The sequence below is a fragment of the Tardiphaga sp. 619_E2_N8_4 genome, from assembly GCF_051810905.1.
Classification (GTDB): domain Bacteria; phylum Pseudomonadota; class Alphaproteobacteria; order Rhizobiales; family Xanthobacteraceae; genus Tardiphaga; species Tardiphaga robiniae.
The window spans coordinates 1,452,093-1,478,566 of sequence record NZ_JBPWQJ010000001.1 but is presented as its reverse complement, the minus strand read 5'-3'; the positions used below and the strand labels follow the sequence as shown (position 1 = coordinate 1,478,566).

Here is a 26,474-nt window from a genome sequence, read left to right as displayed (position 1 = left end):
ACTCCCATCGGTTTCCTAGATGCTGATATAGCCGGTGGCGAGGCCGTGGATGCCGATAACGCATCCGACCACAGCGACGCCGAACAGGACCCATTCTGCCGGAGAGAAGAGCTGCTTGTTGAGCTCCCTCCGTGTGATGAAATACAGGATTGTGCCGGGCGCGTAGATGATGAAACCAAGCAGCAGAAATTTCATACCGCCGGCGAACAACAGGAAGATCGTGTAGGCCGTCGCCAGAACAGCGATGATCGTGTCCTTGCGAAGATCGCTCGGATCGGTCTCGTAAGTCTCCTTGCGATAGACCAGCATCAGCGCGAACGCCGCCGAGAGGAAATACGGAATCAGCGACAGGTGGCTGCACAGCGAAAGAGCGAAGGTGAAGGCATCGTCGGAGAACAACGTCGCGATGAGAACAGCCTGAACCAGCAACGTGCTCATCAGGAGCGCCATTGATGGGACCTGGTTTGCGTTTTCGCGCGCCAGGAAGGCCGGCATGTCTTGCCTCTTCGCGGCGACCGACAGCACTTCGGCAGCCATCAGGGTCCAGGCAAGATAGGCCCCGAGCACCGAGATAATCACGCCGATGCCGATGAAGATGGCACCCCAATGACCAACGGCCGCTTCGAGCACGCCGCCAACCGAGGGTTGACGCAGTTGCGCCAGTTCTTCGCGGGGGAGGATGCCGTATGCAAGAATGGACACCAACGCGAACAAGGCCAACACGGCCAAAAATCCCGTTACAGTCGCAATACCGACGTCCTCGCGCCGTTGCGCGAAGCGGGAGTAGTTGCTGGCGCCTTCGATGCCGAGAAACACGAAGACCGTTACCAGCATCGTCGCCTTGATCTGCGCGAAGAGATTTCCGTAGTCCCCGCTTGCGCCGCCCCAGAGGTTTCCGACGAACACATCCGGCTTGAAGAAGAAGATCGACAGGACGACGAACAACAGCAGCGGAATGAGTTTGGCAATCGTCACGATCTTGTTGATCGCTGCCGCCTCCTTGACGCCGCGCAGCACAAGGAAATGGAACGCCCAGACACCGACCGACGATAGTGCGATGGCAGTGACCGTATTGCCCTGACCGAGCGCTGGGAACAACGCGCCGAGCGTCGACTTGATCAGAATCCAATAGGATACGTTGCCGACGCAGGCACTGGCCCAGTAGCCAAAGGCGGAGAAGAAGCCGACATAGGGCCCGAACCCCTCGCGCGCATAGGCGTAGACGCCCGCATCGAGATCCGGCTTGCGGTTGGCCAGCGTCTGAAACACAAATCCCAGCATCAGCATGCCGGCACCGGCGACGGCCCACGCTATCAGCGCTCCATAGATGCCGGTGGCTTGAGCAAAGTTACGCGGTATCGAAAACACACCGGCGCCGACCATGCCGCCAACCACCATGGCCGTGAGCGTCCAAAGCGGCAATTTCTGGTCACCTGCACTGCTCATGGCCAAAGCACTCCCATGTGCAGAAGCGGTCGGCCTGCAGCAAATGGGACATGCAGGCGACCACCTGCGACCGGGGCCTGCAAGACGCATCGACAGGATTGAGGAAAGTGACGGGTTTGAGAAAGGTTCGGCCGCGAAGAGCGTGCGCACCGATTGTGTTGCGCAGCCTCATACGGTGGCCGCAGGAGCCACGCCGGTGCGCGCAAGGCGCGGGCAGATGTAAACAACATCAGGTCCTGCACCGGGCGTCCCCTTCCAACATCAACTACTGGAAAGAAGAGCACATTCGGGATGCACCACGATATCGGGTGATGCCCTAGATTGAAGACCGGGAGTTACCCTAAGTGCCGAAGCGTCCGGCGTGAAACGGATACGATCTGACTATGCTTGCGTCGATCGGAGCGGCTCCGGCGCCCTCTCTTTTCCCCCGAACCATGCCACATACAATGTGGGCAGAAAGATCAGAGTGAGAACCGTCGCAACCAACAGCCCACCCATGATCGCAAAAGCCATCGGTCCCCAGAACACCGTTGGGGCGATCGGTATCATGCCGAGCACGGTCGACACGGCCGTCAGCATGATCGGGCGAAAACGAGAGCTTGAGGCATCCAGCGCGGCGTCCCACACGCTTTTCCCGTCATCGCGCTCAGCGTCGATCTGACCGATCAGGATCACCGCATTTTTTGTGATCATACCGAGCAGCGCGAGAATGCCCAGAATCGCAACGAAGCCGAGCGGTCGGCCTGACAGCAGAAGGGCGGCGACCACGCCGATGAGCCCAAGGGGCGCCACGCTCAGGACGAGAAACAGCCGCTGAAAGCTCTGGAGCTGGATCATGAGGACCGTAAACATGATCAGCAGCATCACCGGCACAACGGCGATGACCGATGCCTGCGATTTCTGACTTTCTTCGACCGTTCCGCCAACAACGATCCTGTAGGATGGTGGAATGGTCTTCGTCAGAGCCGCAATGGCCGGCGTCAGCGAATTGACGACGGATTCCGGAATTGCACCGGCGGTGATATCCGTCTGCACCGTCAGGGTCGGGACACGATCGCGCCGCCAGATCAGGGGATATTCCTGCTCGTATTCGAAAGTTGCAAACTGGCTGAGCGAAACCGTCTGCCCGCCTGGCAGCGGAACTTGCAAATTACGCAAGTTGGGCAATGAGACGCGCTGTTCATCGACCGCGCGAGCAACGATATCGATCAAATAGATATCATCGCGAACCTGGGTGACCGTGGTGCCTGAGATGACCGTATTCAGCACGCCTGCCAGGGCTTGAGAACTCAACCCCAGCAAACGCGCCTTGTCCTGATTGACCCGAATACGCACCTGCCTTGCCGGCTCGATCCAGTCAAAATTGACACCATTCGCCTGGGGATTGGCGGCGACGACCTGAGCAAGCTTGAACGCAATTTCGCGCACCGTGCCTGCGTCAGGACCACTGACACGATATTGGACGGGCCAGCCGACCGGCGGCCCCAGCTCGAGGGGCGAGACCCGTGTAATCGCACCGGGAAAATCATTCGCCAGAAGCGTCTCCAGCTTTGCGCGGATACGTTCACGCGCTGCGACATCCTTTGCGACGACCACTGACTGGGTAAAGAAATCATTTGGCAGTTGAACATTGAGCGGAAGGTAGAACCGGATAGCACCGCGGCCCACATAGGTGCTCCAGCGCGCAACGTCTGGGTCGCCCTTCAGGGCGGCATCGAATTTCTGTGCGGCTGTCTGGCTGGCATAGATGGATGCGTTCTGCGGTAGGCTGATATCGACGAGCAATTCCGGACGATCGGACGACGGGAAGAATTGCCGGGGGATGAACGGGAGAAGAAGAAACGAACCGACGAAAAGCACCAGCGAGAGCGCGATGGTCAGCCATTTCGCCCGCATGGCGAATATCAGGAAGCCGCGATACCACCTGAAAACCCTGCCGGGGGCGTCTGTCTTGCGTTCCTTCGGCGGCTTGAGGATGACAACGCCCATCAGCGGAGCAAAGATCACGGCAACGAACCATGAGACGATCAGCGCGATACTGACAACGGCAAAGAGGGAGAACGTGTATTCTCCCGCAGAACTCGCGGCAAAGCCGACAGGCACGAAGCCCGCGATGGTCACCAGTGTTCCTGCCAGCATCGCAAACGCATAGGTGCGAAAGGCAAAGCTGGCAGCCTGGACCTTGTCGTCGCCTGCGGCCAGGCGATTCAGGGTGGCATCCGTGGTGGTCATCGCATCGTCGACGAGGAGCGCGAGGGCGATAATGAGTGCGCCGAGCGATATGCGCTGCATGTCGATTCCCGCAAGCTTCATGATCGGGAACACGATGGCGAGTGTCAGCGGTATGGACAGCGCAATGATCAGGCCCGGGCGCACGCCGAGGCTGATAAAACTCACCACGAGAATGATCGCAATTGCCTGCAGCAGCGACATCATGAATTCGGAGATGGCGCTCTCGACCGTGACAGCCTGGTCGGCAATGAGCTTCGGTTCAATGCCAATCGGCAGATCCGCCGTGATCGCAGCCATCGCCCGCTTGAGGCTCTTGCCGAGCGCGAGAATGTCTCCGCCGTCACGCATCGATATGGCCAGGCCGATGGCCGGCTCGCCATTGACGCGAAACAAAGGCTGCGGCGGATCGGAATAGCCGCGCGTAATCCGGGCGATGTCGCTCAAGCGGATCATGCGGCCGCCGGCAACAAAGTTTATGTCAGCAACATCCTGCTCGGACTGAAATGCGCCGGACACCCGAAGCGATAGTGTCTCGTCGCCCGTTTGAATCGTGCCAGCTGGCCTTATGATATTTTGCGTCTGGAGAGCGGACAGCAGTGCGGTGCGGTCGATGCCAAGGCTTGCCAGTTCCTTCATCGAAAATTCAACGAAGATCCGCTCGTCCTGAGCTCCCAGCAACTCGATCTTCGATACGTCGGGGACAAGAAGAAGCTTCGAGCGGACGTCTTCCACATAGTCGCGAAGCGCGCGGTGCGTGAAACCGTCGCTCGTGAAGCCATAGATAATTCCGAACGTATCGCCGAAATCATCGTTAAACCCGGGTCCGACCACCCCTGCCGGCAGCGTATGGCGGATGTCACCAATGTTCTTGCGGACCTGATACCAGGTGTCGGAGACTTGTTTGGCGTTCGCGTTCCCCTGCAGGTTGACGAAGATTGTGGTGACGCCTGCCCGCGTGAAACTGCGCAGGAAGTCCAGATGCGGTGTTTCCTGCAGCTTGCGCTCGAGCCGCTCGGTGACCTGTTTGACGGTCTCCTCAACCGTTGCTCCGGGCCATGCCGCCTGAACGATCATCGTCTTGATGATGAATGACGGGTCCTCGCTGCGACCGAGGCGCAAGTAGGACAGGACACCGAAGATAACGGCAACAATCATGACATAAACCACCAGGGAACGGTGCTTAAGTGCCCATTCCGAGAGGTTGAAGCCGGTCATTGCTCTGACCCAAGAAGACGTATTTTCTGGCCGGGGTGCAGCGCCTGCACACCCGCGGTCACGATGACCTCCCCCGTGTCGAGTCCCTGAGACACCACGACCTGCGCTTGCTCGAAGCGCAAGACGTCCACGTTTCGGATCGAAACCGTGCGACTCGCGGGATCGACAATCCAGACTGCGGGCTGTTGATTGGCCCTCGTCAATGCCGATGCCGGGATCTCGATCATGGGGACGGCATCCATTTCCATGCGCCCCACGACGGTCGCGCCAAGCCGCATGGCCGCCGGCGGATCCGTCAGGCCAACCTTGATTTCAAAGGTGCGCGTGACGGGATCGGCCTGGGCGCCGACCTCACGGACACGACCGTGAGCCGTCACCGCGGGATCGTCGGTCAGGCTGACGGCTATTTGCGGATCGCTCGGTGCCGATCGAAAAAATTGAGCCGGTACGTCAAAGACTGCGTCGCGGCCATCTTGCCGCGCCAGCCTGAGAATCATTTGCCCAGCCTGAACAACTTCTCCGGCGCCAGGTCCGACAGCGGTTATGACGCCCGGTGCATCTACCTTCAGCTCGGTAAAGCTCACCAGATCATGTGCCGTCTTGAGCTGGGCCTCGGCGGCATCGACCTGCGATTGAGCGGTTTGTTGCGCCTGCGTTGCCTGGTCGTAATTGACGCGGGTGGTCCAGCCCTGTGCAAGCAACGTCTGCTGACGATCGAAATGGTTGCGTGCCTGGGTCAGTTGCCCCTGCGCGGCCGCGACTGCCGCCTGGGCCTGGCGCAACGTGTTCAACTCATTCTGGGATTCAAGCCGCCCGATGACCTGACCGGGCTGCACCCGATCTCCGGTCTTCCCGTTGTTTTCGATCAGCCGACCCGAGATACGAAATGCCAGCGCCACCTCGTCTTCCGCTTCGATACGGCCGGTGAATGAAAGCGGCGCGCCCGCAATGCTCTTCGCAACAGTGACTGTACGCACGGGCCGCACGACAGGAGCGGCTTCATCAGACTCTCTGCCGCACGCCGTCAGCAGAAACGCCGGCACAATTGTTAGAATAATTATAATCGTCCGATATCGTGTAACTCGACATAGGTAGGCATGACGCGCATACGCAGGCATAAAGAAACCCTCGCTGAGCAAAATTGCACACCAGATTCGCTGACCACCTCGCAAAAGCAGATAGCTGGCTTTTGCCTGCGTGATCGCCTGCCCGCCAATTCTTCTATGACTCAAACTATTCTGGGGGTGCGGATATCTACCCGGTATCGGGGAAACTACTGATCGCACCAACGATTCTCTGACGCGCTGCTGGACGCTCTCAAACCGTAGCGGGATTCATGCGCCCTGTTGATGACGACAAGGTTCCTTGTGCAAAGCAAACGCGGCAATTAACTGAAATTACTTCTATTGTTACTTCGTATATTTCGAGACTGAGTACAGTCAGTCGCACATCGGACGATCTGGCGACATCTTACTTGACGCCGATTCAATCAAGGGTATTTAGTAAGGATAACTTCGCGCAAGAGAACGATGGCATTTAACCTTAGTGGTTACTCGCTACTCGATCCAAGATGCATCGGACTACATGATGGCCCACAAGGCTCACGTAGACGACTCGTGTCGAATTCACGTTCGGGAAAAGATCGTGGTTCACGACACTTTCAACGGCACCGCTAGTGCACGAGCAAAATCGAAACTTGGCAAATCAGGCCCTGGTAAGCAGCTCTTAGCGCTTCAGGAGGATATGCAGCAGCGGATTGCATCAGACCTTCACGATTCGACTTGCCAGCATCTGCTGGCCGCGAGTTTGAATATGATGCGAATGAGGTGCGCCGTTGCTGGCATCGGCAGCGCCATAAAAATTTGTGATGAGATCGATGCGTCGATCGGTGAGGCCCTTAGGGAGATCAGGGCATTTACCTACCTCCTGCATCCCCAGAATTTGCTCGACGGCGGATTGAAGTCGGCGATCGAGGAGTTTGTGGTGGGGCTTTCATCGCGGACATCGCTGGAAACGCATCTCAAGATCGATGCTGCGGTCGATGCATTGCCTAACGAAACGCAGCGCTCATTGCTGAGAGTTATCCAGGAAGCCCTCGCGAACGTCTTCAGGCACGCGAAAGCGACGCAGGTGACTATCTCGATCAAGGCCACAGACATCAACGTCACGCTTCGGATCAGCGATAACGGCTGCGGAATGCCGATTTCTCAGGCGAGAGATCGCCATAAGGCAGTGCCGCTTGGTGTTGGAATTCCGGCCATGAGAACGAGACTGGATCAGATGGGAGGCACATTTGAGATCCACTCGTCATCCACAGCGGCATGTAGCGGGACAACGGTGTACGCGACTATTCCACGAGCCATCTCGCGCAAAGGAAACAAACCAGCGGGTATCCACCAGGGCGACCGAGGATCGACGAAGATCCGACCGTCGCATGGCTAAAGGTCAGCTAACGGATTCAACAATCTGACGCTCAGCGAGGGCAACGAACTCCAGGGGCTGGATCTTCTCGATGAAAGTATTTTGCCGCCTGTAAGGAAATGACATCGGAGTACTGAGGACCATGAAGCAGATTATGATAGCCGATGATCATGACGCGGTGCGGGCTGGAATTCGTGCAATTCTGGAACGACGTCCCGGATGGGAGGTCGTTGGCGAGGCTCGCGATGGTAAAGAAGCCGTTGCTTGCGCCATCGAGAAGCAGCCGGATGTCGCTATCGTTGATTACTCGATGCCATTCATGACCGGCCTCGAAGTTGCGAGGCGGATGAAGGAGTACAAACTTCCAACAGAGGTGCTTATCTTCACGATGCACGACTCGATCGCGCTCGAGCTACAGGCATCTCAAGTTGGCGTTCGCGCATTCCTGCGAAAATCCGATGCCAACAAAATGCTCCTGGCGGCCGTTGAATCACTGATGCATCACAGATCGTTTCATGCCGGCGAGACTTGCGGCACAATGGTCGGATCATCCGACGGAAATATTGGCACAAGCCGATCGCTTTCGCCGCGAGAGAAGACAATCGTTAAACTGGTTGCCGAGGGTTACAGCAACAAGCGTGTAAGCGAGACCTTGAATTTGAGTATCAAGACGACCGAGACCCACCGAGCTGCGGCGATGCGCAAGCTTAACGTAAAATCGACTGCAGGTCTGGTTCGGTACGCCGTACGAAACAATCTAGTAGAAGCGTGATTGCGCAAACATGGTCGACGGCCTTCACGGATTTGGCAGCCGTGACGCATATCATTTCGAGGCGGTCGTTCTAGCGAGCTGCTTTCGTCAATTGGATATGGCCAGTGGTTCCAACGAATGGGAACGGCACTGTGAAGCAGATCTTGATTGCAGACGATCATGAAGTCGTGCGATCCGGATTGCGCGCGATCGTCGAAAGCCGTGCGGACTGGGCTGTGAGCGGAGAAGCGAGCGATGGCAGGGCTGCGGTCGCCATGATCAGGGAGTTGAAGCCCGATATAGCAATTGTCGACTATTCCATGCCCGTCCTGAATGGTCTGGAGGTGAGCCGTCAGATCAAGTTGCATTACCCCCGGACGGAGGTGCTCATCCTGACAATGCATGAAAGCAATGAAATCCTCACCGAATCCCTCCTGGCAGGGGTACGAGGCTTCTTGTTAAAGTCAGATGCGCGACATCATCTCATTGCAGCGATCGACGCATTACTCAATCACCGGCCTTACTTCACCGGTGTGGTCGTGGAAAAATTGCTTCACGACTACCTGGCCAGCAAGAAGGACAAATCGAAAGTCCTGCTGTCGTTACGCGAGCAGAACGTTGTCCAGCTGATCGCCGAAGGACACACCAACAAGTCCGTCGGCACGGTACTGAATCTCAGCGTGAAAACTGTCGAGGCCCACCGCGCATCCGCTATGCGCAAACTTGGAGTTTCCTCCACTGCCGAACTGGTCCGGTATGCAATTCGCATGAAACTGATTGGACCCTAGCTGCCATAGGAAATGTGGGGGACCATGCCTGAGCCGAGAGTGGATCAAGCCATCCTGGCCAAGGACGTTCGAAGTCAGGATCTTCCGACGGCAGGCGCGAACGCCGACCGGCGGCTGACCCTCGGGGGAGCACTCGTTATTCTGGGTGTTGCCAGCGGCATCTTCCTCGCATGGCGCGCGTCGTCCAGCCTTCTCATCATATTTGCGGCGATCTTGCTTGCATCACTTCTCGATGCCTGCGCTCGGTCGCTTGGTCGATACATTCCGATCGGGCGCGCGTGGCGGCTAACCATCGTGATCGTCATCCTGACAGCAGTGATCGTGCTCGGCACAATATGGGGGATTGGAAAAATCCCCGAGCAGGCCCGGATCCTGATGCGCGTCATGGACGCCCAACTGGATATCCTGCAACAACGTCTGCTGGCTTTTGGCGTGGATCTGTTCGGCCCGGACGGAGGGCGCGACTTTTCCCGCTGGTTTCCCGATCACGACAAGCTCTTTGGCCACGCGCAATCGGCCGTCGGGACCGCCTCGAGCTTTCTTGCCAATACGCTCGTCATCATATTTCTTGGCCTTCTCTTTTCGCTCGATCCGCAGGCCTATCGCGACGGCGTCGTATTGTTGGTCAAGCCCTCCTCGCGCGAGCGCATGCGTTCTGTTCTGGATGAAATGGGCGCCGTGCTGCGCTCATGGCTCATGGGACAACTGATCCGGATCGTCCTGATGACCGCCTGCGTGTGGCTGGCGCTCTATTTGCTCGGGCTTCCAAGCGCCTTCCTGCTCGGCCTGCAGGCCGGCCTGTCGAACTTCGTGCCTTATCTCGGGCCGATATTGGCCAGTATCCCCGTGGGATTGGTGGCAATGCCGCTTGGCCCCTCGATGGTGATCTGGGCCATCGGGATCTACACCGTTATTCAATCCATCGAGGGCTATGTGATCGGCCCGCTCATTCAGCGGCGCGCGGTGGAGCTGCCGCCCGCATGGACGCTGGTCGCCATCGTCCTGCTCGGCTCTCTGTTCGGCGTCCTGGGAATTGCGCTTGCGATGCCGCTATTCGCGATCGGGCGCGTCGCCGTTCTTCGGCTCTATGTAGAGGACTGTCTGGGAGATAACTTGAACGACGGTCCTCACCTTAGATAGGCGCGGGAAGCTCCGACTAGATGGAAATATTGCCCATCGCAAGATTGTAGAGGCCAGCAGCCGCTGCCACGAGGATCGCTCCGAACAGGATTCCCTCGGCAGACGCAAAGACCGTTGCTTTCTGCTCCCGCCGCGCGATCACAAACAGGATCGTGACCGGCGCATAGAGAAGCGCCGAAAGCAGCAGGAAGGTGGGACCGCCTGCGTAAATCATCACAGCCGCGTAGATCGTGGCAAGCGCACCGCGCACCCAGTCGATGGCGCGGCTACGCGGCTCTGTCCGATATGTTTCCCCGGTCCATGCGAGCTTAAGTCCGTATGCCGCGACAAACAGATAGGGAATGAGCGTCATTGAACTCGTCATCTTCAATGCCAACGTAAAGGCATACTCGGCAAAATAAGTAACGAGCAGGAACAGCTGAATCAGGCAGTTGGTAAGCCACAGCGCCCCTGCGGGTACTTTATTGACGTTCTCGCGCGTGAGGAAGCGCGGCATCGTGCCGCTGACGGCTGCGGAATGGAGAACCTCGGCGGCGAGCAATGACCAGGACAGATAATTTCCAAGCACGGAGATCAGCAGGCCGATGCTGATGAATACCTTGCCCCAGGGTCCCACGATCGCTTCCAATACGCCCGCCATCGACGGCGTCGCGAGCGCGCTTAGCTCTGGGCGGAGCAGAATTCCATAGGACAGCATGGTGACCAGGACAAGCAAAGCAAGCACACCGAGAAAACCCAGAACCGTCGCGATCCCAACATCATTGCGGTCCCTTGCATAGCGCGAGTAGACGCTTGCTCCTTCGATCCCCACAAACACGAATACGGTGACGAGCATCGTGTTGCGAACCTGGTTCGACACACTGGCAAAGCTCGGCTCCTCACCGCCCCAGAAATTGAGCGCGAAGACGTCGGCCTTGAACGCAAAAGCGGCAACGACGATGAACAGGAGTATCGGTATCATCTTCGCGAATGTCGCAATCGTATTGAGCGCAGCAGCTTCCTTGATGCCCCGGAGGATAAGGATATGAACGCTCCAGAGCAGCAACGAAGCGGCCACGATCGCAACGGGCGTGGTGCCGTCGCCAAACACCGGAAAGAACTGTCCCAATGTCGCTTTGATCAGCACAAGACACGCAACATCGGCAAGGCAGCATCCGATCCAGTAACCGGCCGCAGATGCAAAGCCGGCATAGTCACCGAAGCCAGCTTCAGCATAGGCGAAAATACCCGTATCGAGATCGGGCCGACGCCGGGACAGCGTCTGAAAGACGAAAGCGAGCATCAGCATTCCGGTGCCGGCGATGCACCAGGCAATCAGGGCGCCGAGACCGCCCGTGGCGCGACCGAATGCCGATGGTAATGCAAAGATCCCGGAGCCGACCATCGAGCCGACCACGAGCGCAATCAACGCGCCGCGCGAGAGCTTCTGATCGGATGAATTGGATGATGTTCCCATTTTTCTGTTGAACCTGACGCTCGAAGACGATCGGTCGAATGAAGAAGGACCGGTATTGGCGCAGCAATAGGAGGGCACCGTTTCCGGATCCCTCCTAGATCGTTCCGGCTATCCGTTTGCACCTTCTGCAGTCGACGACACGGTGTCATCCTCATCGAGTAGAACAGCCGCCCTGGAAAGCCGGTCGAAGAGTTTTCTGCGAGCTGCAACGGGTGGCCAGGCGTAAAGAAGGATTTCCGAAGGCTTCCAGATCGCAACCCAGCCCAGAATAAGAAAGCTCTCTGACAGAACCCTCGAAAACGGTCCCTCCGTCATTCGCTGAGCGAAGACCCAGCCGAGCAAGAGGCAAATGAAAAGGATCACCATTCCGACGACGAGTGACAGCCGGCCGGTCTTGAATAACTCGCTCAGTTCGTGCGAGACGGCCTGGCTTCGAAGGCCAAAGTAGTATCTGACGGCGGCAGCGATATCGGACGCATGCGTTTTCCGGAGTTCATCAGGCGGCAGATAGATGACGATTTCAATTAAGACACGGTCGGAAAACTCCAGCGCGCGATCAACGATATAATCTTCAGCCTGTAGCGCGAGATCAGTCTCGCGGAACGGAGACGGATCGAGCGTATCGAAGAGCTGCGATACCTTGCGAAGCTTCATTTCTATTCGCCCGACTTGTGCCCCTTCGGTCGAACGGTTTCTCATAGCCTTTCTCGATCGTCTTCGAGCAACACAGCTTGCTGGCGCGGCCGTCGCAGGGAACGTCCGACGAGCCGAGAAATCCCAGCAGATCATTGACGCTGCCACCAGTACAATCAGGTGTTTCCCCTAGGGCGAGATGCAGATCCAGATTAGGGAACGCCGATTGCGCCGCGTTTGTTGCGTCCAGCGACGCCTCACCCAGGCGGGAAACAAATTGGCAGCTGCGAGCTCATCGGGAAATCCCCTAAGTCCACTAAGGTGATCATCCGATATCGCATCGGCCTCACAGAAGCTTAGGCTCGCTTTTTGAAGGAGGTAGCGCCGTTTCGGAATTCGCGACAGCGGACAGAATTACGACTGGATCGCCGATGAGTGAACTGGACCTGCCGCCGAGCCGGGATACTGAGGACATTCGCTTCAGAACGAGAAGTATCGTCCTCAGGCAGCTCCCCTTTCTCGCGATCCTCGCGCTCGCAATCGCGGGCGTGGCCTATACGAATTTTTCAGGCAAACCGCTCATTGGCTATTGGGAGTTCCTCGCCCTCGCAATTGGTGTCGTATGCGTCGTGACTGAATGGACCGAGCTCGACGACAGGCAGGCTCGGGTTCGACTGGTATGGACCCAAGCGCTTCACTGGATCGCTGTTCTTGTTACGATGAACATCATGCTGCTGGCAGGCGTTCAACAGCTTCTGCCTGCGCCTGCGACGAGTCTCGTGCTTTTGATGTTGCTGGCGCTTGGCACTCTTCTCGCCGGCCTGAACTTTATGTCGCTGCAAATGGGCTTTCTCGGCCTCTCAATGGCTCTGGCAGTTCCCGCGATCTCCTGGATCAAGCAATCGGCGCTCTTTCTGATTCTGGTTGTGGTCTTCGTGATCGGCCTTGCCATGTCTTTCTGGTCGCTCCGGACGGATACGCGTCGATCGGAGCGAACGGCGTCTTCACGGCCTGCCTCGCCGGGCGATCCGGTTGCCGGTCACGAAGACACATCGGACGAAGATACATCGGACATCGAAGCAGCTCGCCGGCGCCTTGGGCTAAGCGACGATTAGCGGGTCTGACAAACCAGGAAGCTGCGTTAGGCCGCATGGAGATGCGCAGCTTTTTCATTTAAGAGTTTCCGTGGGAGCGATCCTTGTTGGGAGATGTCATGAAGCGCTTTATTGCTGCGGCAGGTTCAGGGCTGATTTTCTTGTGCGCTGCGTTCTCCGCGACTGCAGACCCTCGCGACTCCGTCGAGCGCGGTCAAAGACTGGATTCTGAAGCAATTCGAGACGATGTCCGCACCAACCGCCTGAAGACACCAGCGTCACCGCTCAACGTCGAACAACCGCGGCAAACTCAAGGACAGACACTGCACCGCAGAGGGCGACCACGCTTGCACGCCATGCCGCGACCTCCGAGCGAGCGACAATTGCGGTTGCGCCGGCAACAAAAATCAGTCGAGTGACGCTAGCGTAACGTCAGCGTCGCTATTCCCGCGGCAAGGCTCACGCCGATCTGGCGCTCAAGCGACAGTGGCTGGAGCATCACGGTCCTGCGAGATCCCCCGATCAGAACATTAGCGCCCAGACCCGGGCCAAACGCCACACTGCCACTCGCGCCGACGTAATTTCCACGGAGCGTACCCCGACCGACCTGTGAGTTTCGGGCGAAGACCCGCCAGACCAGCGCGCTCGACGGAGTCACACCGAGATCCAAGCCGATACGGCGCACCGTTCCCTCATAGATGTACTGCCGTGACGCATTTCGTATCCTGAACACGCATCGCAGCGTCTGACGCGAGCCGATAATCAGGCCGATCCGGGGATTGCTCATACATGTCAGCGTTCCTGCCCTGAATGCGGCAGAGGAAGCCGGCAGCGATGAAACGCAGAGCAAAAGGGATGCGCCGAAAAGTCCAAGCAGGGCCTTCTTGATCATGGGAGCCTCCACTTTCTGCGCGAGAATATGGCAGTGGCTATTCAGCGCCGCAAGATCGCCACGTCAGGCACAACTCACAAGCTGACTCGATTTCGATTCGAATAGTTACGACGCGATGCGGCTCGGCGCGGTTCTTCTCGTCGATACATTTCCGCAGACGATTGCGAGTAGCAGCATTACGCGATCGATGGCCTTGCGGTCGTATCCTCCGCTGCATCCGCATGGTCAAGCGCGCCCGCCAGCACGTCGATCCGCTCCGGCTCAAGCAAGCAAAGCTGCTCATCCGGCCCTGCCGCAAGCCTGTGAATATAGAAGTGCGTGCTCGTCGCATCAGCAGCGGCCATGACCGGTGACGGCGCCGAAATGACCTTCAACGCGCCAAAGGTGCCGATCCAGTCGATATGGCGATGTCCGTGCATGACGACGGCTCGATCGGCAAAGGCCTCCAACCGACGTACAAACCAGCTGCCGTTGATCACAGCCGTGCCGATGCGTTCCGCGAACGCGGTCACTGGCATCGGATACTCCATCAGGTGATGATGCAATGCGATTATCCAGCGCGCTTTCGGGAACTGAGCGATAAAAGCCTCCAGCCGGCGAGTCTGCTCGATCGAGACGAGGCCAAGTGCATTGGTGAAGGAGAAATGTGTTTCAGCATTGGAATTGAGAAGCGCTATGCCGAGTCCATTCTCCTCCGGAGGCGGAACCACCATCGGATACAAGTCATCGAAGATCCCACGTAACCGGGCTGCACGCTGCAGGCCACCAAGACCCGCGAAGTCGGCCATCTGACGGCGATACGGCGCCAACGCGTCGGTCAGTGTCGTCGTATGACCTTTCGCGTCTTTCACAACAAACGCACGATCGCCCTGAATGGCAGCGATGGTCGAAAGCGTGCGGACCTGTCTCAACCGTTTGCCCGGACTGAACGGGAGATCCAGCCGTGCCGGATTCGCCCGGTCCACGATATTGATGTCGTGATTTCCGGGCAGCACGAAGGTGCGCGCGACGAGGTCCGGATAGTGTGACAGGACGTCCAGAAACTCCGCCCATTCGGTCGCCCGTCCGGCATCGGTCATATCGCCGCTGACAAGCACATGGTCGAGCGGATCAACGGCGTGAATGGCGGCTAGCCGCGCCATCACCTGCTGCAGACGCTCATTTCCCTGCGGTCCGGCACGCCCGCTTTCAATGCGAAAACCGTATCGTTCGCCGACCACATGGAGGTCCGACAAATGAGCCACACGCCAGATCCCGGCATGCGCCGGCGCTGCATCGAACGCGACAATGTCCACCGGCTGCGCCATACGGGCATCGGCCAGACCCCAGACAAGCGATGCGCCGGCAAGATAGCCGCATATCAGGACTGCGGCATTTGCCAGCGTTGGAATGATCAAACGATGAGGAACACCAAGATCTTCAAGGCCTCCTGTCCAGCGCGAGGCTGGCCACGCCCAGATTGCCACCGCCACGGCACAAATGGAGATGGCGATTCCTGCCGCGGCCGAATTCACCGCGCGCAAGCGCGCTCTTCCACGCACGGTCAGATGTCTCCCCAGCATCTTCTCCGTCAGATGCTGCAAGCCCTCGCGGCCGAGAACATATCCAGGCTGGACAGCAAGCGCATTAAGAGACCAGAAGTTGGTCTCGGCGACCCGAAACAGAGGCTTCCAGCCGATCCAGCCCAGCGCGACGATCCCGATTGCCACCAGCACCGCGCCGATCTCCGTCAGGACGAGAACCTTGTCCGACAGAGTTGAGAGCCAGGCAGAGGCGACCAATGCCGCGAGGCCCAACGACACCGCCGGCAATAACAACGATACTGTCCAGGCAAACAGGAGCTTCGGCAGACTGACTTCAACAAGCAGGCTCCCGGCCATCGAGAGCAGGGTTCGCTGTTCAGGGCTGGCGGCATCGTCCTCGATATCGCCCCTACGCGGGTCGATCGTTTCCTTGTTCCACTCCTTCGTTGGCTCGTCGTCTCCCGCATCCCCTCTCTTCATGGCATCGCCTCTTGCGAGCAGGCATGTTCCTGTCACCAGAGTGACGCTATCACATCTTCGACGACATCCGCGCGCGTCAGGGTTTGACCCGATTCAACATCACCGCTCGTATGATGTAATTACCGAAGCATGGCGAGAGATGAGCGCGGCAAATAGAGACAGGTCACTGAAAATATCACTCAATTTCTCAAACATGTTGCGGCATGCAGATCTAATTAGGCGGTTCAAGACTTCTGAAAATTGAGACAGCGAGGCATACCCATATCGAGCGCATCTTCCCGTTCTGATTGACGGACTACGCCTTTGGTAATATCCATTCGCCCCGTGCGATATCAAAAATCAGGCTGATAAAAAGCCGGAACGGAGTCCCATGGACTCGCAATCGATCGCAACACAGGCTGAACGGCCTGATGTCCCGACTGGGCAATCGACCTGGTCGGAGACTGTTCAAGGGCTGGCGCCTGAAACCCGTCGCCGCTTCACAACAGCTTTCATGGGTGAACTATCATTCGCGGCCGCCATTTGCGGGCCCATGCACGTCCGCGCCTCACCGTTGATCTTGCGATGCCGGCGCCATTCGGAGTCGCTACGATTATCCGCTCTGCCATGCAATTCCGGTGCCTCCTTATATCCCTGACGTTCCTTTTCTATCCGTGAAAGGAGAAGTTCTATGGAAGCGATGGATCGGCGAAACCTCTTGCAGGGCCTTCTGTTCAGCGCGGTCGCCACGGGCCTTGGCACGAGCGTCTTTCTGACGACTGCCAAGGCCGCGCCAATCCCGCTGCAGAAAGACCTTGCCAACAAGTTGGAGCCCCTCACCGAAGACGCCCAGGTGGTTGTGGCAGGCCGGCCGCCACGCAGGGTCCTTCACCACCCGCATCGATCGTGGCGACGTCGTCGCCGTGTGTGTTGGTGGCGCCATGGTCGCCGCGTCTGCGCTTGGCGCTGATGGTGTGAAACGCATGCGCTGTGACACGGGCGGCCTCAAATCATAGCGCAAAAGCAGCGCAGGAGCGGGAGGACAAGATGACGACGTATGGCAATAGTTCCTCGGTAAGCGTCACCGGCTTGTCTTCACCGCCGTTCTGGATATGCGTACTGCTTGGCATCGTTCTGATTTTGGCCGGGCTCCTGATCCTCGGCGACGTCGTTCTCGCCACTGTCATCAGCACGCTGTTCATCGGCTGGACGGCCATTGCCGCTGGCGTGTTCGAAATGATCCATGCGTTCTGGACCAAGGGATGGGGAGGATTTCTCTGGCAGATCCTCCTCGCCATTCTCTACGTCGCATTCGGCATCGTTCTGGTGCAACAGCCCGTCGCCAGCGCGATCATCCTCACCTATGTCCTCGGTATATTGCTGCTGGTTTCCGGCGCCATTCGCGTGCTGCTTGGATTTAGCCGCTGGAGCAAAGGGGGCTGGATCATGCTGGCTTCAGGACTTTTCGGCGTTCTGGCAGGTCTAGTTATTCTGACAGGTTTTCCCAAGACGGGCCTGTGGGTCCTCGGCTCTCTGCTGGCCGTCGACATGATCTCCCACGGTCTGGCGTGGCTCGCTTACGCGTGGCAGCTGAGAACCAAGGCAGCATAGCGGCAGAAGGAACCATCAACGACGAAGGCCACGTGGCACGTAGAAATCTCTCAGTCAGGAGGAATAGAAATGTCAGATCTCGTTGCGATCATCTATCCATCCGAGGCCAAAGCCGAAGAGGTGCGGCAGCGTCTGTTCAAGCTGCAGAAGGAATATCTGATCACGATCAGCGATGCCGTTATCGCGGTAAAAACCGAAGCCGGCCCCGTGAAACTGAACCAGCTGATGAATACCACCATGGCCGGCGCGGCCTCCGGCAGCTTCTGGGGATTATTGATCGGCGTGCTGTTCCTGAATCCCCTTCTCGGCGTAGCACTGGGCGCCGCATCCGGTGCATTGGGCGGCGCACTGACGGACTATGGCATCAATGACGACTTCATGAAGGAGCTATCGGCAAACCTTCAGCCGGGAAATGCGGCGCTGTTCGTTCTCATCAAGAGCATCACTGCAGACAAGGTGCTCAAGGAAATCCAGGACGCCGGCGGCACCGTGCTGAAGACGTCCCTGGACGATGCCAAGGAGCAGGCGCTCAGGAACGCGCTCGCCAAGGCCACAACCGAGCCCCAGGCTCAGGCAGCACCAGCGGCGTCGACGACCACGGCATCCAAGCCCGCTGCCTGAGTTTGCTTGGGCTGGCATGGGTACAACAGAAGCGCTCGGCGTAGATATCTGCGCCAATTGCTCTTGTGCGTATCGTCGCCGTAAATAACGAAGTCCGCCTGATCTTGCGCAGATCAAGCGGACTGTTGAATTTGCGTTCGAGGTGTCGTTGTTAGGCCGGCGGCTTACTCCACCTTACCCATTTCCTTGAGCACTTCGTTGGCGGCTTTGAAGGCATCGAGGCCGGCCGGGATGCCGCAATAGACCGTGGCGTGCAGCAGCACTTCCTTGATCTCGTCAACCGTGACGCCATTGGTGATTGCGCCGCGCGTGTGCAGCTTGATTTCCGGCGCGCGGTTCAGCGCCGTCAGCATTGCGAGGTTCAGCATGCTGCGGGTCTTGCGATCGAGGCCCGGACGATTCCACGCATAGCCCCAGCACCATTCGGTGGTGATGTGCTGGAACGACATCATGAAGTCATTGGTCGACTGCATCGACTTGTCGACATAGGCCGCGCCGAGAACTTCGCGCCGCGCGGCAAGACCGATGTCGAACATTCCGCCGAGTGTGATGTTCTGATCGTAGCTCATATTGTAGTCCTTCCGTTTGCGATTGCTAAGGGTTCGACGTCGTTCGCCCGTCTGCCTCGATCATATGCCGAGATAGGCCGCGCGAACGGCAGGATTTTCATTTAATTCTGCAGACGTGCCTTGCAGTGCGATGCGACCGCTTTCCAGCACATAGCCGCGTGTCGCGACGTCGAGCGCCAGTCCGACATTCTGCTCGACCAGCAATATCGAGGTTCCTCGACTGTGGATCTTGGTGAAGGCGTCGTGCATCTCCTCGACGACCTTCGGAGCCAGACCGTGGCTCGGCTCATCCAGCAGCAACAGCTTCGGCTGCAGCATCAGCGCGCGCCCGACAGCGACCATCTGCTGCTCACCGCCCGAGAGCGTGCCGGCCAACTGGCCGCGCCGCTCCCGCAGACGCGGAAACAGTTCGAAGATGCCTTCCATGCGCGACGACAGATCCTTGGCATGGCGCGCGGTGAAGGCACCGAGCATCAGGTTTTCTTCCACCATCATATCCGAAAACACATGGCGCCCTTCGGGAACATGCGCGATGCCCAGCGTGGGGATGTCATGCGAGGCGCGGCTCGACAGATCATTGCCTGCAAAACGCAACGTGCCGGTGACATGCGGCACCAAGCGCGAGATCGCGCGCAGGATCGTACTCTTGCCCGCGGTATTGGCGCCGATGATGCAGACGAACTCACCTTCGAACATCTGCAGATCGATGCCGTGCAGGACTTCGATCTCGCCGTAACCGGCATTGAGGCCCTTGATCTCGAGCAATGGCTGAGACGCACTCATTTGTGGGCCTCCATCGAACGGCCGAGATAGGCTTCCACCACCACCGGATCGTTCGCCACCTGCTCCGGCGTGCCATCGGCCAGAAGGCGACCGAAGTTCAGCACCAGGATGCGATCGCAGATCGTCATGATTGCGCGCATATGATGCTCGACAACCAGCAGCGTGATGCCGTCGTCGCGCAGCGAGCGGATCAGGTTCATGATCTCCTGCATCTCAACCGGGTTGAGCGCCGCCATCACCTCATCGAGCAGCAGTACTTTGGGGCCGGTGCACAATGCGCGTGCCAGTTCGACGCGCGCACGCTCGGGGAATGAGAGATTGCCGGCAAGCTTGTGAGCAACGGATTTGAGCCCGACGCGGTCGAGGCAGATCAACGCCTCCTTGCGCGCAGTCTCTACATCGTGGCGCAACAGGCCTGCGGTGAGCACGTTGTCGAGCACCGAACTTTCGGCAAACAGCGCCACGTTCTGGAACGTCTTGGTCATGCCGAGCGCCGCGACCTTGTGCGGCTTCTGGCCAACGACGCTGGTGCCGTCGAGCTGGATCGAGCCACTGTCCGGGCGAATGAGGCCGACCAGCGTACTGAAGAACGTCGTCTTGCCGGCACCGTTGGGCCCGATCAGGCCGACGATCTGTCCTTTCGGCACCGAGAATGTCACGTCGGACAGCGCCTGAAGCCCGCCGAAGCGACGCGAGATGCCACGCACATCGAGAATGGTCATGAGCGTGCCTTGCTCGAGAAGCGCGCCATCAGCGAATCGAACACGGTGATGAAGCCCCGTGGACGCCACAGAATGACGGCGATCAGAATGACGCCGAAGATCAGTTGCGACAGGCCCGCCGCGCCCGACGAGAACAGATCGTTCATCAGCTCCTCCACGGGGATGATGAACAATGCGCCGAGGATCGGACCGATCGCCGTACCGACGCCGCCCAGAATAGCGATCAACGCGACACGAATGGAGATGGACGCGGCGCTGAACACCGTATCCGGATCGAAGAACACCGCGACCTGTGCATAAAGCGTGCCCAGCATGGCCATCAGCACGCCGGAGATCACCGCAGTCTGCAGCTTCACCTTGGTGGTGTCGATGCCGATCACTTCCGCAGCAGCCGGATTTTCCTTGATGGCGCGCAGCCGATAACCCATGGCACTGCGCCGGATCGCCTCGAAGATGACCGTCACGATGATCAGGGCAATCAGCGCGATATAGGCATGCGGCAGCAGCTGCTTGAACGAATAGGCCGCGATGCTGGGCGGCACGAACGGCACCGAGAGGCCGACCGGCCCGCCGGTGAGCGACGTCCAGACATTGGCGATGACGCGCATCACCTCGCCGAACGCCAGCGTGGCCAACGCAAAGTAGTGTCCCTGCAATCGCATAGTCGGGACGGCAATGATCAGTGCCGCAACGCCACCGAGAAAGCCGCCGGCAAACATGCCGATCCACGGGCTGATGCCGAATTTCAGCACCAGGATGGTGGATGTATAGGCGCCGATGCCGAAGAAAGCTGCGTGGCCGAGCGACGTCTGATTGGCCAGACCGCCGATGATGTTCCAGACCTGCGCCATCGCTGCGAATAGCAGCGTGAAGGTGAGCACGCGGATCCAGTATCCGGTCGGGCTGAGCAGCAGCGGCAACACAGCCGCAATGGCGATCACAGCCAGAATTGCGATCCAGCGTTTCATCGGGATGCTCCCACGAGGCCTTGCGGCCTCACCGCGAGCACGAAGATAAAGACGATGAACAGAATGAGGTTCTGCAACTGGATCGGAAAGAACAGCGAGGACAATGCCTGAATGACGCCCACCGCGAGCCCGCCAACGACGGCACCCGCAACGCTGCCGAGACCACCGAGCACAACGACGGTGAACATCAGCACGACGAACTGGCCACCGACCCCGGGGAAGACAGTGACATAAGGCAGGATCACCGCGCCGCCGAAGGCCGTGAGGCCGACGCCGAGTGCGAAGGCGATCTTGTACATCAATGCCGTATCGATCCCCATCAGCTGCGCAGCCATCGGGTTCTGCGCCGTCGCGCGCATCGCCCGGCCGAACCAGCTCGTGCGCATGAACCACCACAGGGCCAGACCGCAGGCCAGCGACATGCCGAAGGCAATCAGATACGGCACGCTGATGAACAGCGCGCCGAGCGACAGCGACATGGTCTGGTAGGACGTGGTCACCGAACGAAACTGCGAGCCGAACAGCAGCAGCGATCCATTTTCGATCACGATCAACAGACCAACGGTGAGGAAGATCTGCGCCACCGAGGGCGCCTTCAACACACGCGCGATCAACTGCCCCTGCACCAGCCAGCCGATGCCGAACGCCACCGCGAAGGACAGCGGCGCGGCCAGCACCGGATCAAGGCCGAGATAGGCCCAAGCGAACCAGGACACGAACATGCCGATCATCAGGAATTCCGCCTGCGCGAAATTCACGATGCCCATCACGCCATAAACCAGCGTCAAGCCGATGGAGATGACGGCGTAGACGCCGCCCACCAACAACCCATCGATTATTGCTTGTAGAAATGACACTGCGATCTTTCTTCAGTTCGTCAGGATTTCCAGACCGCAGTGCCCTTGGCGACGTCCTTCGGCCAGACCGTGACGAGCTCCTTGTTGCGCCATTGCGCCATGACGGGAACGGACAGGGTATTGAGGCCGGTGCTGTCGAATTCGACGGCGCCGCCGGTCATCGCCTTGGTCCAGCCACCGGTGAACTTCGCGCCGCGCAGCGCCATGGTGACATCCTCGGCCCTGGCCGACTTCGCCTTCTCGATCGCCTGCACCAGCACGTCGAGCGCGACGGCGTGTTCCAACGCCTCATGCACCATGAAGTAGCCAAAGCGCTTGCGGAAACGCTCGGTGAGATCCGGCGCGAGATCGTAATTGGCAGGCGCGATCGACAACACGTTCTCGGCGAATTCGCCGAGGCCCTTCTCGAAATCCGGAATGACATAACCGGCAGCACCACCGATGGCCGGGATCGTGATGCGCTGCTGGCGCATGGTGCGGATCAGCAGCAGGCTGTCGTTGAGATAGGACACCGGGAAGACGGCCTGGGCACCGGACGCACGCAGTTTGTTGATCAACGGCGTGGTGTCGGTGATCCCCAGCGGATAGGCATCGTCCATCGCTATGTCGATATTGGCTGCCTTGGCAGCGGCACGAAGGCCGGCCGCCTGCGCAGTGCCATAGGCAGTGTCTTCATACATGATCGCGATCTTGTCGATCTTGGCGCCGGATGCCTGCGCAATCGCCAGCGTGTAGTCGAGCTGCGCCTTGCCGAGCGCAGATGCCTTGGCGACGATCTGGAAGATGTTCTTGAAGCCGCGACCGGTGATCTGGTCGGCGAAGGACATGGTGAGCAGCGGAATGTCGCGACGCTCCGTGACTTCCGAAATCGCAATGGTCAGCGATGACGCGAATGCGCCGAGGATCGCGGTCACTTCGTTCTGGGTGATGAGGCGCTGCGCGACGGTGCCCGCGGTGGTCGGCGTCGAGGTCGCGTCCGCCACGATCAGATTGATCTTGGCACCGCCGAGCGCCTTGATGCCGCCGGCTGCGTTGATCTCATCGGCGACCAGCTCGATGCCGTTGCGCGAATTGATGCCGAACTGCGCATTGGCGCCCGACAGCGGCATGATCACGCCGATATTGACCGGCTTCGCCTGCGCGCGTGCCGACGAAACAATCATCGGGCTGGCCAGCAGAGACGCGGTTCCGGCGAGCAGCGAACGTCGGCTCAGGCCACCACGATGGGAGGTTGTCTTGGACATGGGCGTTTTCTCCGAATGCAGAACGGCCTTTGCGGCTTCGTCGGCAATTCGACATAAAACAGACGAGCGGTCAAGCTGCTTGACAGATTGTCTGATAGGCGGTCAACTTGACGCATGGCAAAGATCGAATCGGACCTGAATGTCTCGCGGGAATCGACCAGCCTGCGACTGCTGGTTGAAAATCGACTACGCTCTGCAATCGGTAGCGGGCTGTTCAAGCCTGGCCAGCGGCTGATCGAGCGTGAGCTGTGCGAACAGGTCGGCGTCGGCCGCACCTCGATCCGCGAGGCGCTCCGGCAACTAGAGGCAGAGGGCCTCGTCACCACGATCCCGCATCGCGGCCCGATCGTCAGCACCATCAGCGTCGAGGAAGCCGAACAGCTCTACGATCTGCGTGCGCTGCTGGAGGGTTATGCCGGCCGCGAATGTGCGCGGCTGCGCGATCCGGAGATTATCGGACGGTTGCGCAAACAGTTCGTCCAGATGGGCGCCGTTGCCGGTCAGGAAGACCGCAGCGACCTGTTGGCCGCCAAGACTGAATTCTATGCTGCGCTGCTCGAAGGCTGCGGCAATGTTTTCGTCGAACGCTTTCTGAAGATGCTGCTGAACCGCGTCACGGTACTGCGCATGACATCGATGACCCAGTCCAATCGCATCGGCCGCAGTCTTGCCGAAATCGAGACCATCCTTGTGGCGATCGAGGCCGGCGACGAAGATGGCGCCGAGCAGGCTTGCGTCCAGCACATCAAGAATGCCGCCGCGATAGCGCTGGAAGCGTTGCGGCGCGATAATCCCTGACAAGCGCGATCACCTGCCGCGCCAGATATCGCATAAAATAAGAACTTGAAGAGGAACGCCCGTGTCGAATTCAGCCGCCATCAATCCGCCCGCCAAGATCGCCGTCATCGGCCTCGGCAATATGGGACGCCCCATGGCCGCATGCATTGCGCGCGCAGGCTATCAGGTGGTTGGCTTCGATACGTTTGCAGAAGCCCGCGCCAAATATGCCGAAGCCGGCGGCACGTCAGCTGCGACCGTCGATGAAGCCGTTAAGGACGCAGCCGCGGTCATCACGCTGCTGCCAGATGGCAAGATCGTGCGCGCGGCCGTGGAAGGCTTCAAGGCGAAGCTCGCGCCGGGCACGGTGGTGATCGATATGAGCTCCTCCGCTCCGATGGGCACGCGCGCGCTCGGCGAAGAACTGATCGCGGCAGGCCTTGCTTTCATCGACGCACCGGTGTCGGGCGGCGTGAAACGCGCCGTCGACGGCACGCTGGCGATCATGGCCGGCGGCGACGGCAAGACCATCGATCGCGCCGATCCCATGCTGAATGCCATAGGCAAGTCGGTGTTCCGCACCGGTCCGCTCGGCTCCGGTCACGCCGCCAAGGCATTGAACAACTACGTCTCGGCAGCAGGCCTCGCCGCTGCCGCCGAAGCCGTTGCCATCGGTGGAAAGTTCGGCATCGATCCGAATGTCCTCGTCGACGTGTTGAATGCCTCCACCGGGCGCAACAATTCGACCGAAAACAAGCTCAAGCAGTTCATCATTCCCGAGAAATACACATCGGGATTTGGGCTGGCCTTGATGGCGAAAGATATCCGCACCGCCGACGAGCTCGCACACCAGATCGGCGTCAGCGCGCCGCTGGCAGACGAAGTCGCTGCATTGTGGGATGCTGCACTGGAGAAACTCGGACCGTCGGCCGACCATGTCGAGATTGGCCGCTATCTCACTGCCAGGAAGTAGGTAACGTTGGGCATGGGCCTGATCGACGAGCTTCGCAATCGACTTGCGGTCGCGATTGCCGCGCCGGAGGTGCAGTCTTTTGCGCGCGGACTGGATCTTGAAATTCAGTTTGGGATCGATGAGGCCGCCGTCGCGATCGCTTGTCGCAACAACCAGCCGGTTGTCAGTATACCCAGCAATGCGCCGGATATCGCGCTATCTGGACCAGCCACAGCATGGCTGAAGGTGCTGGCGCCCTGCCCGCCGCCGACCTATCATTCGTTTTCATCGATCCAACTGCGCAACACCAGCTTCACCGTGACCGGCGATGCGCTGGTTGTTGCGCAGGCCCGCGCATTTCTCGAGGCCGTATTCGCGAATCTGACGACGCCGGCCGCGCATGGGGTCGAAGTCGATCTCACGCGCCTTGAGGGCCGCTATCACCGCGTGCACAGCGCCGGCGGACAGATTGCCGAAATCTATTCAGAGGCCACGGGCACCGGCAGGCCAGTGCTGTGCCTCCACACAGCCGGAGCGGATACGCGGCAGTTTCACGGCGTGATGTGCGATCCCGAACTCGGGCGCGACTGGCGCCTGATCGGCTTCGACATGCCGCATCACGGCCGCTCGATGCCGCCCATCGGCTGGGATGGCAGCATCTATCAGCTCGATCAGCCGACCTATCTGGACTGGTGCGCGAGCTTTATCGAACAGGCGATCGGTGAACCCGTTGTGGTGATGGGCTGCTCGATGGGCGCCGGCATCGCCATGGCGCTCGCCGCAGAGCGACCTGATCTCGTTAAAGCCGTGATCGCGCTCGAAGCGCCTGTGCGCCCACGCGGCCGTCGGAACGAGTATCTCACGCATGCACGCGTCAATGGCGGCTGGCATTCGGCAGCCTATGTGCGCGGATTGATGAGCCCGTCCAGCCCCACTGAGGATCGCCGACGCGCTGCCTGGATCTATTCGCAGGGTGCGCCGGGCATCTATGACGGCGATCTGGCTTTCTATTCGGACGAGTTCGACGGCGAGCAGACCGCCAAGCTCATCGATGGCCACAAGATCCCCGTATATCTCCTGATCGGTCACTACGACTTCTCCGCCACCGTGAGCGATGCCTACGCGCTCGCCGAATGGATCGAGGGCGCCGTGGTGACAGAGATGCCGGAGCTCGGGCATTTTCCGATGACAGAGAATCCGCCGAAAATGCTGGACTATCTGCGTCCCGTCTTCCAGGCACTGCGGAGTTTGCCGCTTTGACTTCGCGGAAATCAATCCGGCGGCTGCAGCCCCGGTGACGCCACCCAATTTTCGACCTTC

Annotated in this window: 23 protein-coding genes; 10 read left to right on the top strand and 13 right to left on the bottom strand. The window is 59.2% G+C overall.

Annotated elements, in window-relative coordinates; translation table 11 throughout:
* Nucleotides 1–15: 15 nt before the first annotated feature.
* The 3 genes from AB8A23_RS07040 to AB8A23_RS07030 all read right to left on the bottom strand — a co-directional run bounded on the left by AB8A23_RS07040 (nucleotide 16) and on the right by AB8A23_RS07030 (nucleotide 6,011).
* The gene (locus tag AB8A23_RS07040) at nucleotides 16–1,446 is read right to left on the bottom strand and encodes a basic amino acid/polyamine antiporter (protein WP_439060058.1); all 1,431 of its coding nucleotides are present in this window, start codon (nucleotides 1,444–1,446) and stop codon (nucleotides 16–18) included.
* A gap of 381 nt (nucleotides 1,447–1,827) precedes the next feature.
* The gene (locus tag AB8A23_RS07035) at nucleotides 1,828–4,893 is read right to left on the bottom strand and encodes an efflux RND transporter permease subunit (RefSeq protein WP_439060059.1); all 3,066 of its coding nucleotides are present in this window, start codon (nucleotides 4,891–4,893) and stop codon (nucleotides 1,828–1,830) included.
* A complete protein-coding gene (locus tag AB8A23_RS07030) occupies nucleotides 4,890–6,011 on the bottom strand; it encodes an efflux RND transporter periplasmic adaptor subunit (protein ID WP_439060557.1) in 1,122 nt (373 codons plus the stop codon). The genes AB8A23_RS07035 and AB8A23_RS07030 overlap by 4 nt, the downstream gene beginning before the upstream one ends.
* A 526-nt stretch (nucleotides 6,012–6,537) precedes the next feature.
* On the opposite strand from AB8A23_RS07030, the gene AB8A23_RS07025 reads away from it, so the two are divergent.
* From AB8A23_RS07025 to AB8A23_RS07010, 4 genes are all read left to right on the top strand, one after another.
* Nucleotides 6,538–7,335 (top strand): sensor histidine kinase, encoded by a 798-nt coding sequence (locus AB8A23_RS07025; protein ID WP_439060060.1) that lies wholly within the window; start codon nucleotides 6,538–6,540, stop codon nucleotides 7,333–7,335.
* A 121-nt stretch (nucleotides 7,336–7,456) separates the two neighbouring features.
* Nucleotides 7,457–8,086, top strand: a complete 630-nt coding sequence (locus AB8A23_RS07020) for a response regulator transcription factor (RefSeq protein WP_175367724.1) — start codon at nucleotides 7,457–7,459, stop codon at nucleotides 8,084–8,086.
* Between the two features lie 131 nt (nucleotides 8,087–8,217).
* Nucleotides 8,218–8,853, top strand: coding sequence for a response regulator transcription factor (locus AB8A23_RS07015; RefSeq protein WP_093757590.1), 636 nt, complete (start codon nucleotides 8,218–8,220; stop codon nucleotides 8,851–8,853).
* A 39-nt stretch (nucleotides 8,854–8,892) separates the two neighbouring features.
* Entirely contained in the window at nucleotides 8,893–9,993 is a 1,101-nt protein-coding gene (locus AB8A23_RS07010) for an AI-2E family transporter (protein WP_439060061.1), read from the top strand.
* 16 nt (nucleotides 9,994–10,009) lie between these two features.
* On the opposite strand, the gene AB8A23_RS07005 is transcribed toward AB8A23_RS07010, so the two are convergent.
* Both AB8A23_RS07005 and AB8A23_RS07000 read right to left on the bottom strand, forming a co-directional pair.
* Complete coding sequence (locus tag AB8A23_RS07005) at nucleotides 10,010–11,449, bottom strand: basic amino acid/polyamine antiporter (RefSeq protein WP_439060062.1); 1,440 nt, start codon at nucleotides 11,447–11,449, stop codon at nucleotides 10,010–10,012.
* 108 nt (nucleotides 11,450–11,557) lie between these two features.
* Nucleotides 11,558–12,103 (bottom strand): hypothetical protein, encoded by a 546-nt coding sequence (locus AB8A23_RS07000; RefSeq protein ID WP_439060063.1) that lies wholly within the window; start codon nucleotides 12,101–12,103, stop codon nucleotides 11,558–11,560.
* A 410-nt stretch (nucleotides 12,104–12,513) separates the two neighbouring features.
* On the opposite strand from AB8A23_RS07000, the gene AB8A23_RS06995 reads away from it, so the two are divergent.
* Complete coding sequence (locus AB8A23_RS06995; protein ID WP_439060064.1) at nucleotides 12,514–13,197, top strand: hypothetical protein; 684 nt, start codon at nucleotides 12,514–12,516, stop codon at nucleotides 13,195–13,197.
* A gap of 400 nt (nucleotides 13,198–13,597) precedes the next feature.
* On the opposite strand, the gene AB8A23_RS06990 is transcribed toward AB8A23_RS06995, so the two are convergent.
* Both AB8A23_RS06990 and AB8A23_RS06985 read right to left on the bottom strand, forming a co-directional pair.
* Nucleotides 13,598–14,068, bottom strand: coding sequence for a DUF992 domain-containing protein (locus AB8A23_RS06990; RefSeq protein WP_439060065.1), 471 nt, complete (start codon nucleotides 14,066–14,068; stop codon nucleotides 13,598–13,600).
* Between the two features lie 176 nt (nucleotides 14,069–14,244).
* Nucleotides 14,245–16,071: a metallophosphoesterase family protein gene (locus tag AB8A23_RS06985; RefSeq protein ID WP_439060066.1), complete on the bottom strand. Its 1,827-nt coding sequence runs from the start codon at nucleotides 16,069–16,071 to the stop codon at nucleotides 14,245–14,247.
* Nucleotides 16,072–17,097: 1,026 nt separating this feature from the next.
* On the opposite strand from AB8A23_RS06985, the gene AB8A23_RS06980 reads away from it, so the two are divergent.
* Together AB8A23_RS06980 and AB8A23_RS06975 are read left to right on the top strand one after the other, a co-directional pair.
* Nucleotides 17,098–17,661 carry an HdeD family acid-resistance protein gene (locus AB8A23_RS06980; RefSeq protein ID WP_439060067.1) on the top strand — a complete coding sequence of 188 codons (564 nt, stop codon included), beginning with the start codon at nucleotides 17,098–17,100 and terminating at the stop codon, nucleotides 17,659–17,661.
* A 69-nt stretch (nucleotides 17,662–17,730) separates the two neighbouring features.
* Nucleotides 17,731–18,282, top strand: coding sequence for a DUF1269 domain-containing protein (locus tag AB8A23_RS06975; RefSeq protein WP_089263522.1), 552 nt, complete (start codon nucleotides 17,731–17,733; stop codon nucleotides 18,280–18,282).
* Between the two features lie 164 nt (nucleotides 18,283–18,446).
* Here AB8A23_RS06975 and AB8A23_RS06970 read toward each other — a convergent pair whose 3' ends face one another.
* From AB8A23_RS06970 to AB8A23_RS06945, 6 genes are read right to left on the bottom strand one after another with little or no spacing between them, the layout of a single operon-like run.
* A complete protein-coding gene (locus AB8A23_RS06970) occupies nucleotides 18,447–18,851 on the bottom strand; it encodes a carboxymuconolactone decarboxylase family protein (RefSeq protein WP_170849614.1) in 405 nt (134 codons plus the stop codon).
* 60 nt (nucleotides 18,852–18,911) lie between these two features.
* A complete protein-coding gene (locus AB8A23_RS06965) occupies nucleotides 18,912–19,634 on the bottom strand; it encodes an ABC transporter ATP-binding protein (protein ID WP_068729680.1) in 723 nt (240 codons plus the stop codon).
* The gene (locus tag AB8A23_RS06960; RefSeq protein ID WP_175369151.1) at nucleotides 19,631–20,356 is read right to left on the bottom strand and encodes an ABC transporter ATP-binding protein; all 726 of its coding nucleotides are present in this window, start codon (nucleotides 20,354–20,356) and stop codon (nucleotides 19,631–19,633) included. The genes AB8A23_RS06965 and AB8A23_RS06960 overlap by 4 nt, the downstream gene beginning before the upstream one ends.
* On the bottom strand, nucleotides 20,353–21,324 hold the full coding sequence (locus tag AB8A23_RS06955) for a branched-chain amino acid ABC transporter permease (RefSeq protein WP_175369152.1): 972 nt from the start codon (nucleotides 21,322–21,324) through the stop codon (nucleotides 20,353–20,355). Before AB8A23_RS06955 ends, AB8A23_RS06960 begins: the two co-directional genes overlap by 4 nt.
* Nucleotides 21,321–22,181 carry a branched-chain amino acid ABC transporter permease gene (locus tag AB8A23_RS06950; RefSeq protein ID WP_089263519.1) on the bottom strand — a complete coding sequence of 287 codons (861 nt, stop codon included), beginning with the start codon at nucleotides 22,179–22,181 and terminating at the stop codon, nucleotides 21,321–21,323. Before AB8A23_RS06950 ends, AB8A23_RS06955 begins: the two co-directional genes overlap by 4 nt.
* Nucleotides 22,182–22,201: 20 nt before the next feature.
* Complete coding sequence (locus AB8A23_RS06945; RefSeq protein WP_175369154.1) at nucleotides 22,202–23,425, bottom strand: ABC transporter substrate-binding protein; 1,224 nt, start codon at nucleotides 23,423–23,425, stop codon at nucleotides 22,202–22,204.
* A 114-nt stretch (nucleotides 23,426–23,539) separates the two neighbouring features.
* Between AB8A23_RS06945 and AB8A23_RS06940 the strand changes: the two genes are divergently transcribed.
* From AB8A23_RS06940 to AB8A23_RS06930, 3 genes are all read left to right on the top strand, one after another.
* Nucleotides 23,540–24,223 (top strand): GntR family transcriptional regulator, encoded by a 684-nt coding sequence (locus AB8A23_RS06940; RefSeq protein WP_093757600.1) that lies wholly within the window; start codon nucleotides 23,540–23,542, stop codon nucleotides 24,221–24,223.
* A gap of 61 nt (nucleotides 24,224–24,284) precedes the next feature.
* A complete protein-coding gene (locus AB8A23_RS06935) occupies nucleotides 24,285–25,175 on the top strand; it encodes an NAD(P)-binding domain-containing protein (protein ID WP_175369155.1) in 891 nt (296 codons plus the stop codon).
* Between the two features lie 12 nt (nucleotides 25,176–25,187).
* Nucleotides 25,188–26,414: an alpha/beta fold hydrolase gene (locus AB8A23_RS06930; protein ID WP_439060068.1), complete on the top strand. Its 1,227-nt coding sequence runs from the start codon at nucleotides 25,188–25,190 to the stop codon at nucleotides 26,412–26,414.
* Nucleotides 26,415–26,474: the final 60 nt, after the last annotated feature.

Excerpts from the sequence above, each read along its gene's own strand:
- AB8A23_RS07020 (WP_175367724.1), top strand. The coding sequence starts at position 7,457 with ATGAAGCAGATTATGATAGCCGATGATCATGACGCGGTGCGGGCTGGA.
- AB8A23_RS06970 (WP_170849614.1), bottom strand. The coding sequence starts at position 18,851 with ATGAGCTACGATCAGAACATCACACTCGGCGGAATGTTCGACATCGGT.
- AB8A23_RS07030 (WP_439060557.1), bottom strand. The coding sequence starts at position 6,011 with ATGCCTGCGTATGCGCGTCATGCCTACCTATGTCGAGTTACACGATAT.
- AB8A23_RS06955 (WP_175369152.1), bottom strand. The coding sequence starts at position 21,324 with ATGAAACGCTGGATCGCAATTCTGGCTGTGATCGCCATTGCGGCTGTG.
- AB8A23_RS06960 (WP_175369151.1), bottom strand. The coding sequence starts at position 20,356 with ATGACCATTCTCGATGTGCGTGGCATCTCGCGTCGCTTCGGCGGGCTT.
- AB8A23_RS07035 (WP_439060059.1), bottom strand. The coding sequence starts at position 4,893 with ATGACCGGCTTCAACCTCTCGGAATGGGCACTTAAGCACCGTTCCCTG.
- AB8A23_RS07005 (WP_439060062.1), bottom strand. The coding sequence starts at position 11,449 with ATGGGAACATCATCCAATTCATCCGATCAGAAGCTCTCGCGCGGCGCG.
- AB8A23_RS06995 (WP_439060064.1), top strand. The coding sequence starts at position 12,514 with ATGAGTGAACTGGACCTGCCGCCGAGCCGGGATACTGAGGACATTCGC.
- AB8A23_RS06945 (WP_175369154.1), bottom strand. The coding sequence starts at position 23,425 with ATGTCCAAGACAACCTCCCATCGTGGTGGCCTGAGCCGACGTTCGCTG.
- AB8A23_RS06965 (WP_068729680.1), bottom strand. The coding sequence starts at position 19,634 with ATGAGTGCGTCTCAGCCATTGCTCGAGATCAAGGGCCTCAATGCCGGT.
- AB8A23_RS06985 (WP_439060066.1), bottom strand. The coding sequence starts at position 16,071 with ATGAAGAGAGGGGATGCGGGAGACGACGAGCCAACGAAGGAGTGGAAC.
- AB8A23_RS07040 (WP_439060058.1), bottom strand. The coding sequence starts at position 1,446 with ATGAGCAGTGCAGGTGACCAGAAATTGCCGCTTTGGACGCTCACGGCC.
- AB8A23_RS06975 (WP_089263522.1), top strand. The coding sequence starts at position 17,731 with ATGTCAGATCTCGTTGCGATCATCTATCCATCCGAGGCCAAAGCCGAA.
- AB8A23_RS07000 (WP_439060063.1), bottom strand. The coding sequence starts at position 12,103 with ATGAAGCTTCGCAAGGTATCGCAGCTCTTCGATACGCTCGATCCGTCT.
- AB8A23_RS06930 (WP_439060068.1), top strand. The coding sequence starts at position 25,188 with ATGGGCCTGATCGACGAGCTTCGCAATCGACTTGCGGTCGCGATTGCC.
- AB8A23_RS06980 (WP_439060067.1), top strand. The coding sequence starts at position 17,098 with ATGACGACGTATGGCAATAGTTCCTCGGTAAGCGTCACCGGCTTGTCT.
- AB8A23_RS06990 (WP_439060065.1), bottom strand. The coding sequence starts at position 14,068 with ATGATCAAGAAGGCCCTGCTTGGACTTTTCGGCGCATCCCTTTTGCTC.
- AB8A23_RS06940 (WP_093757600.1), top strand. The coding sequence starts at position 23,540 with ATGGCAAAGATCGAATCGGACCTGAATGTCTCGCGGGAATCGACCAGC.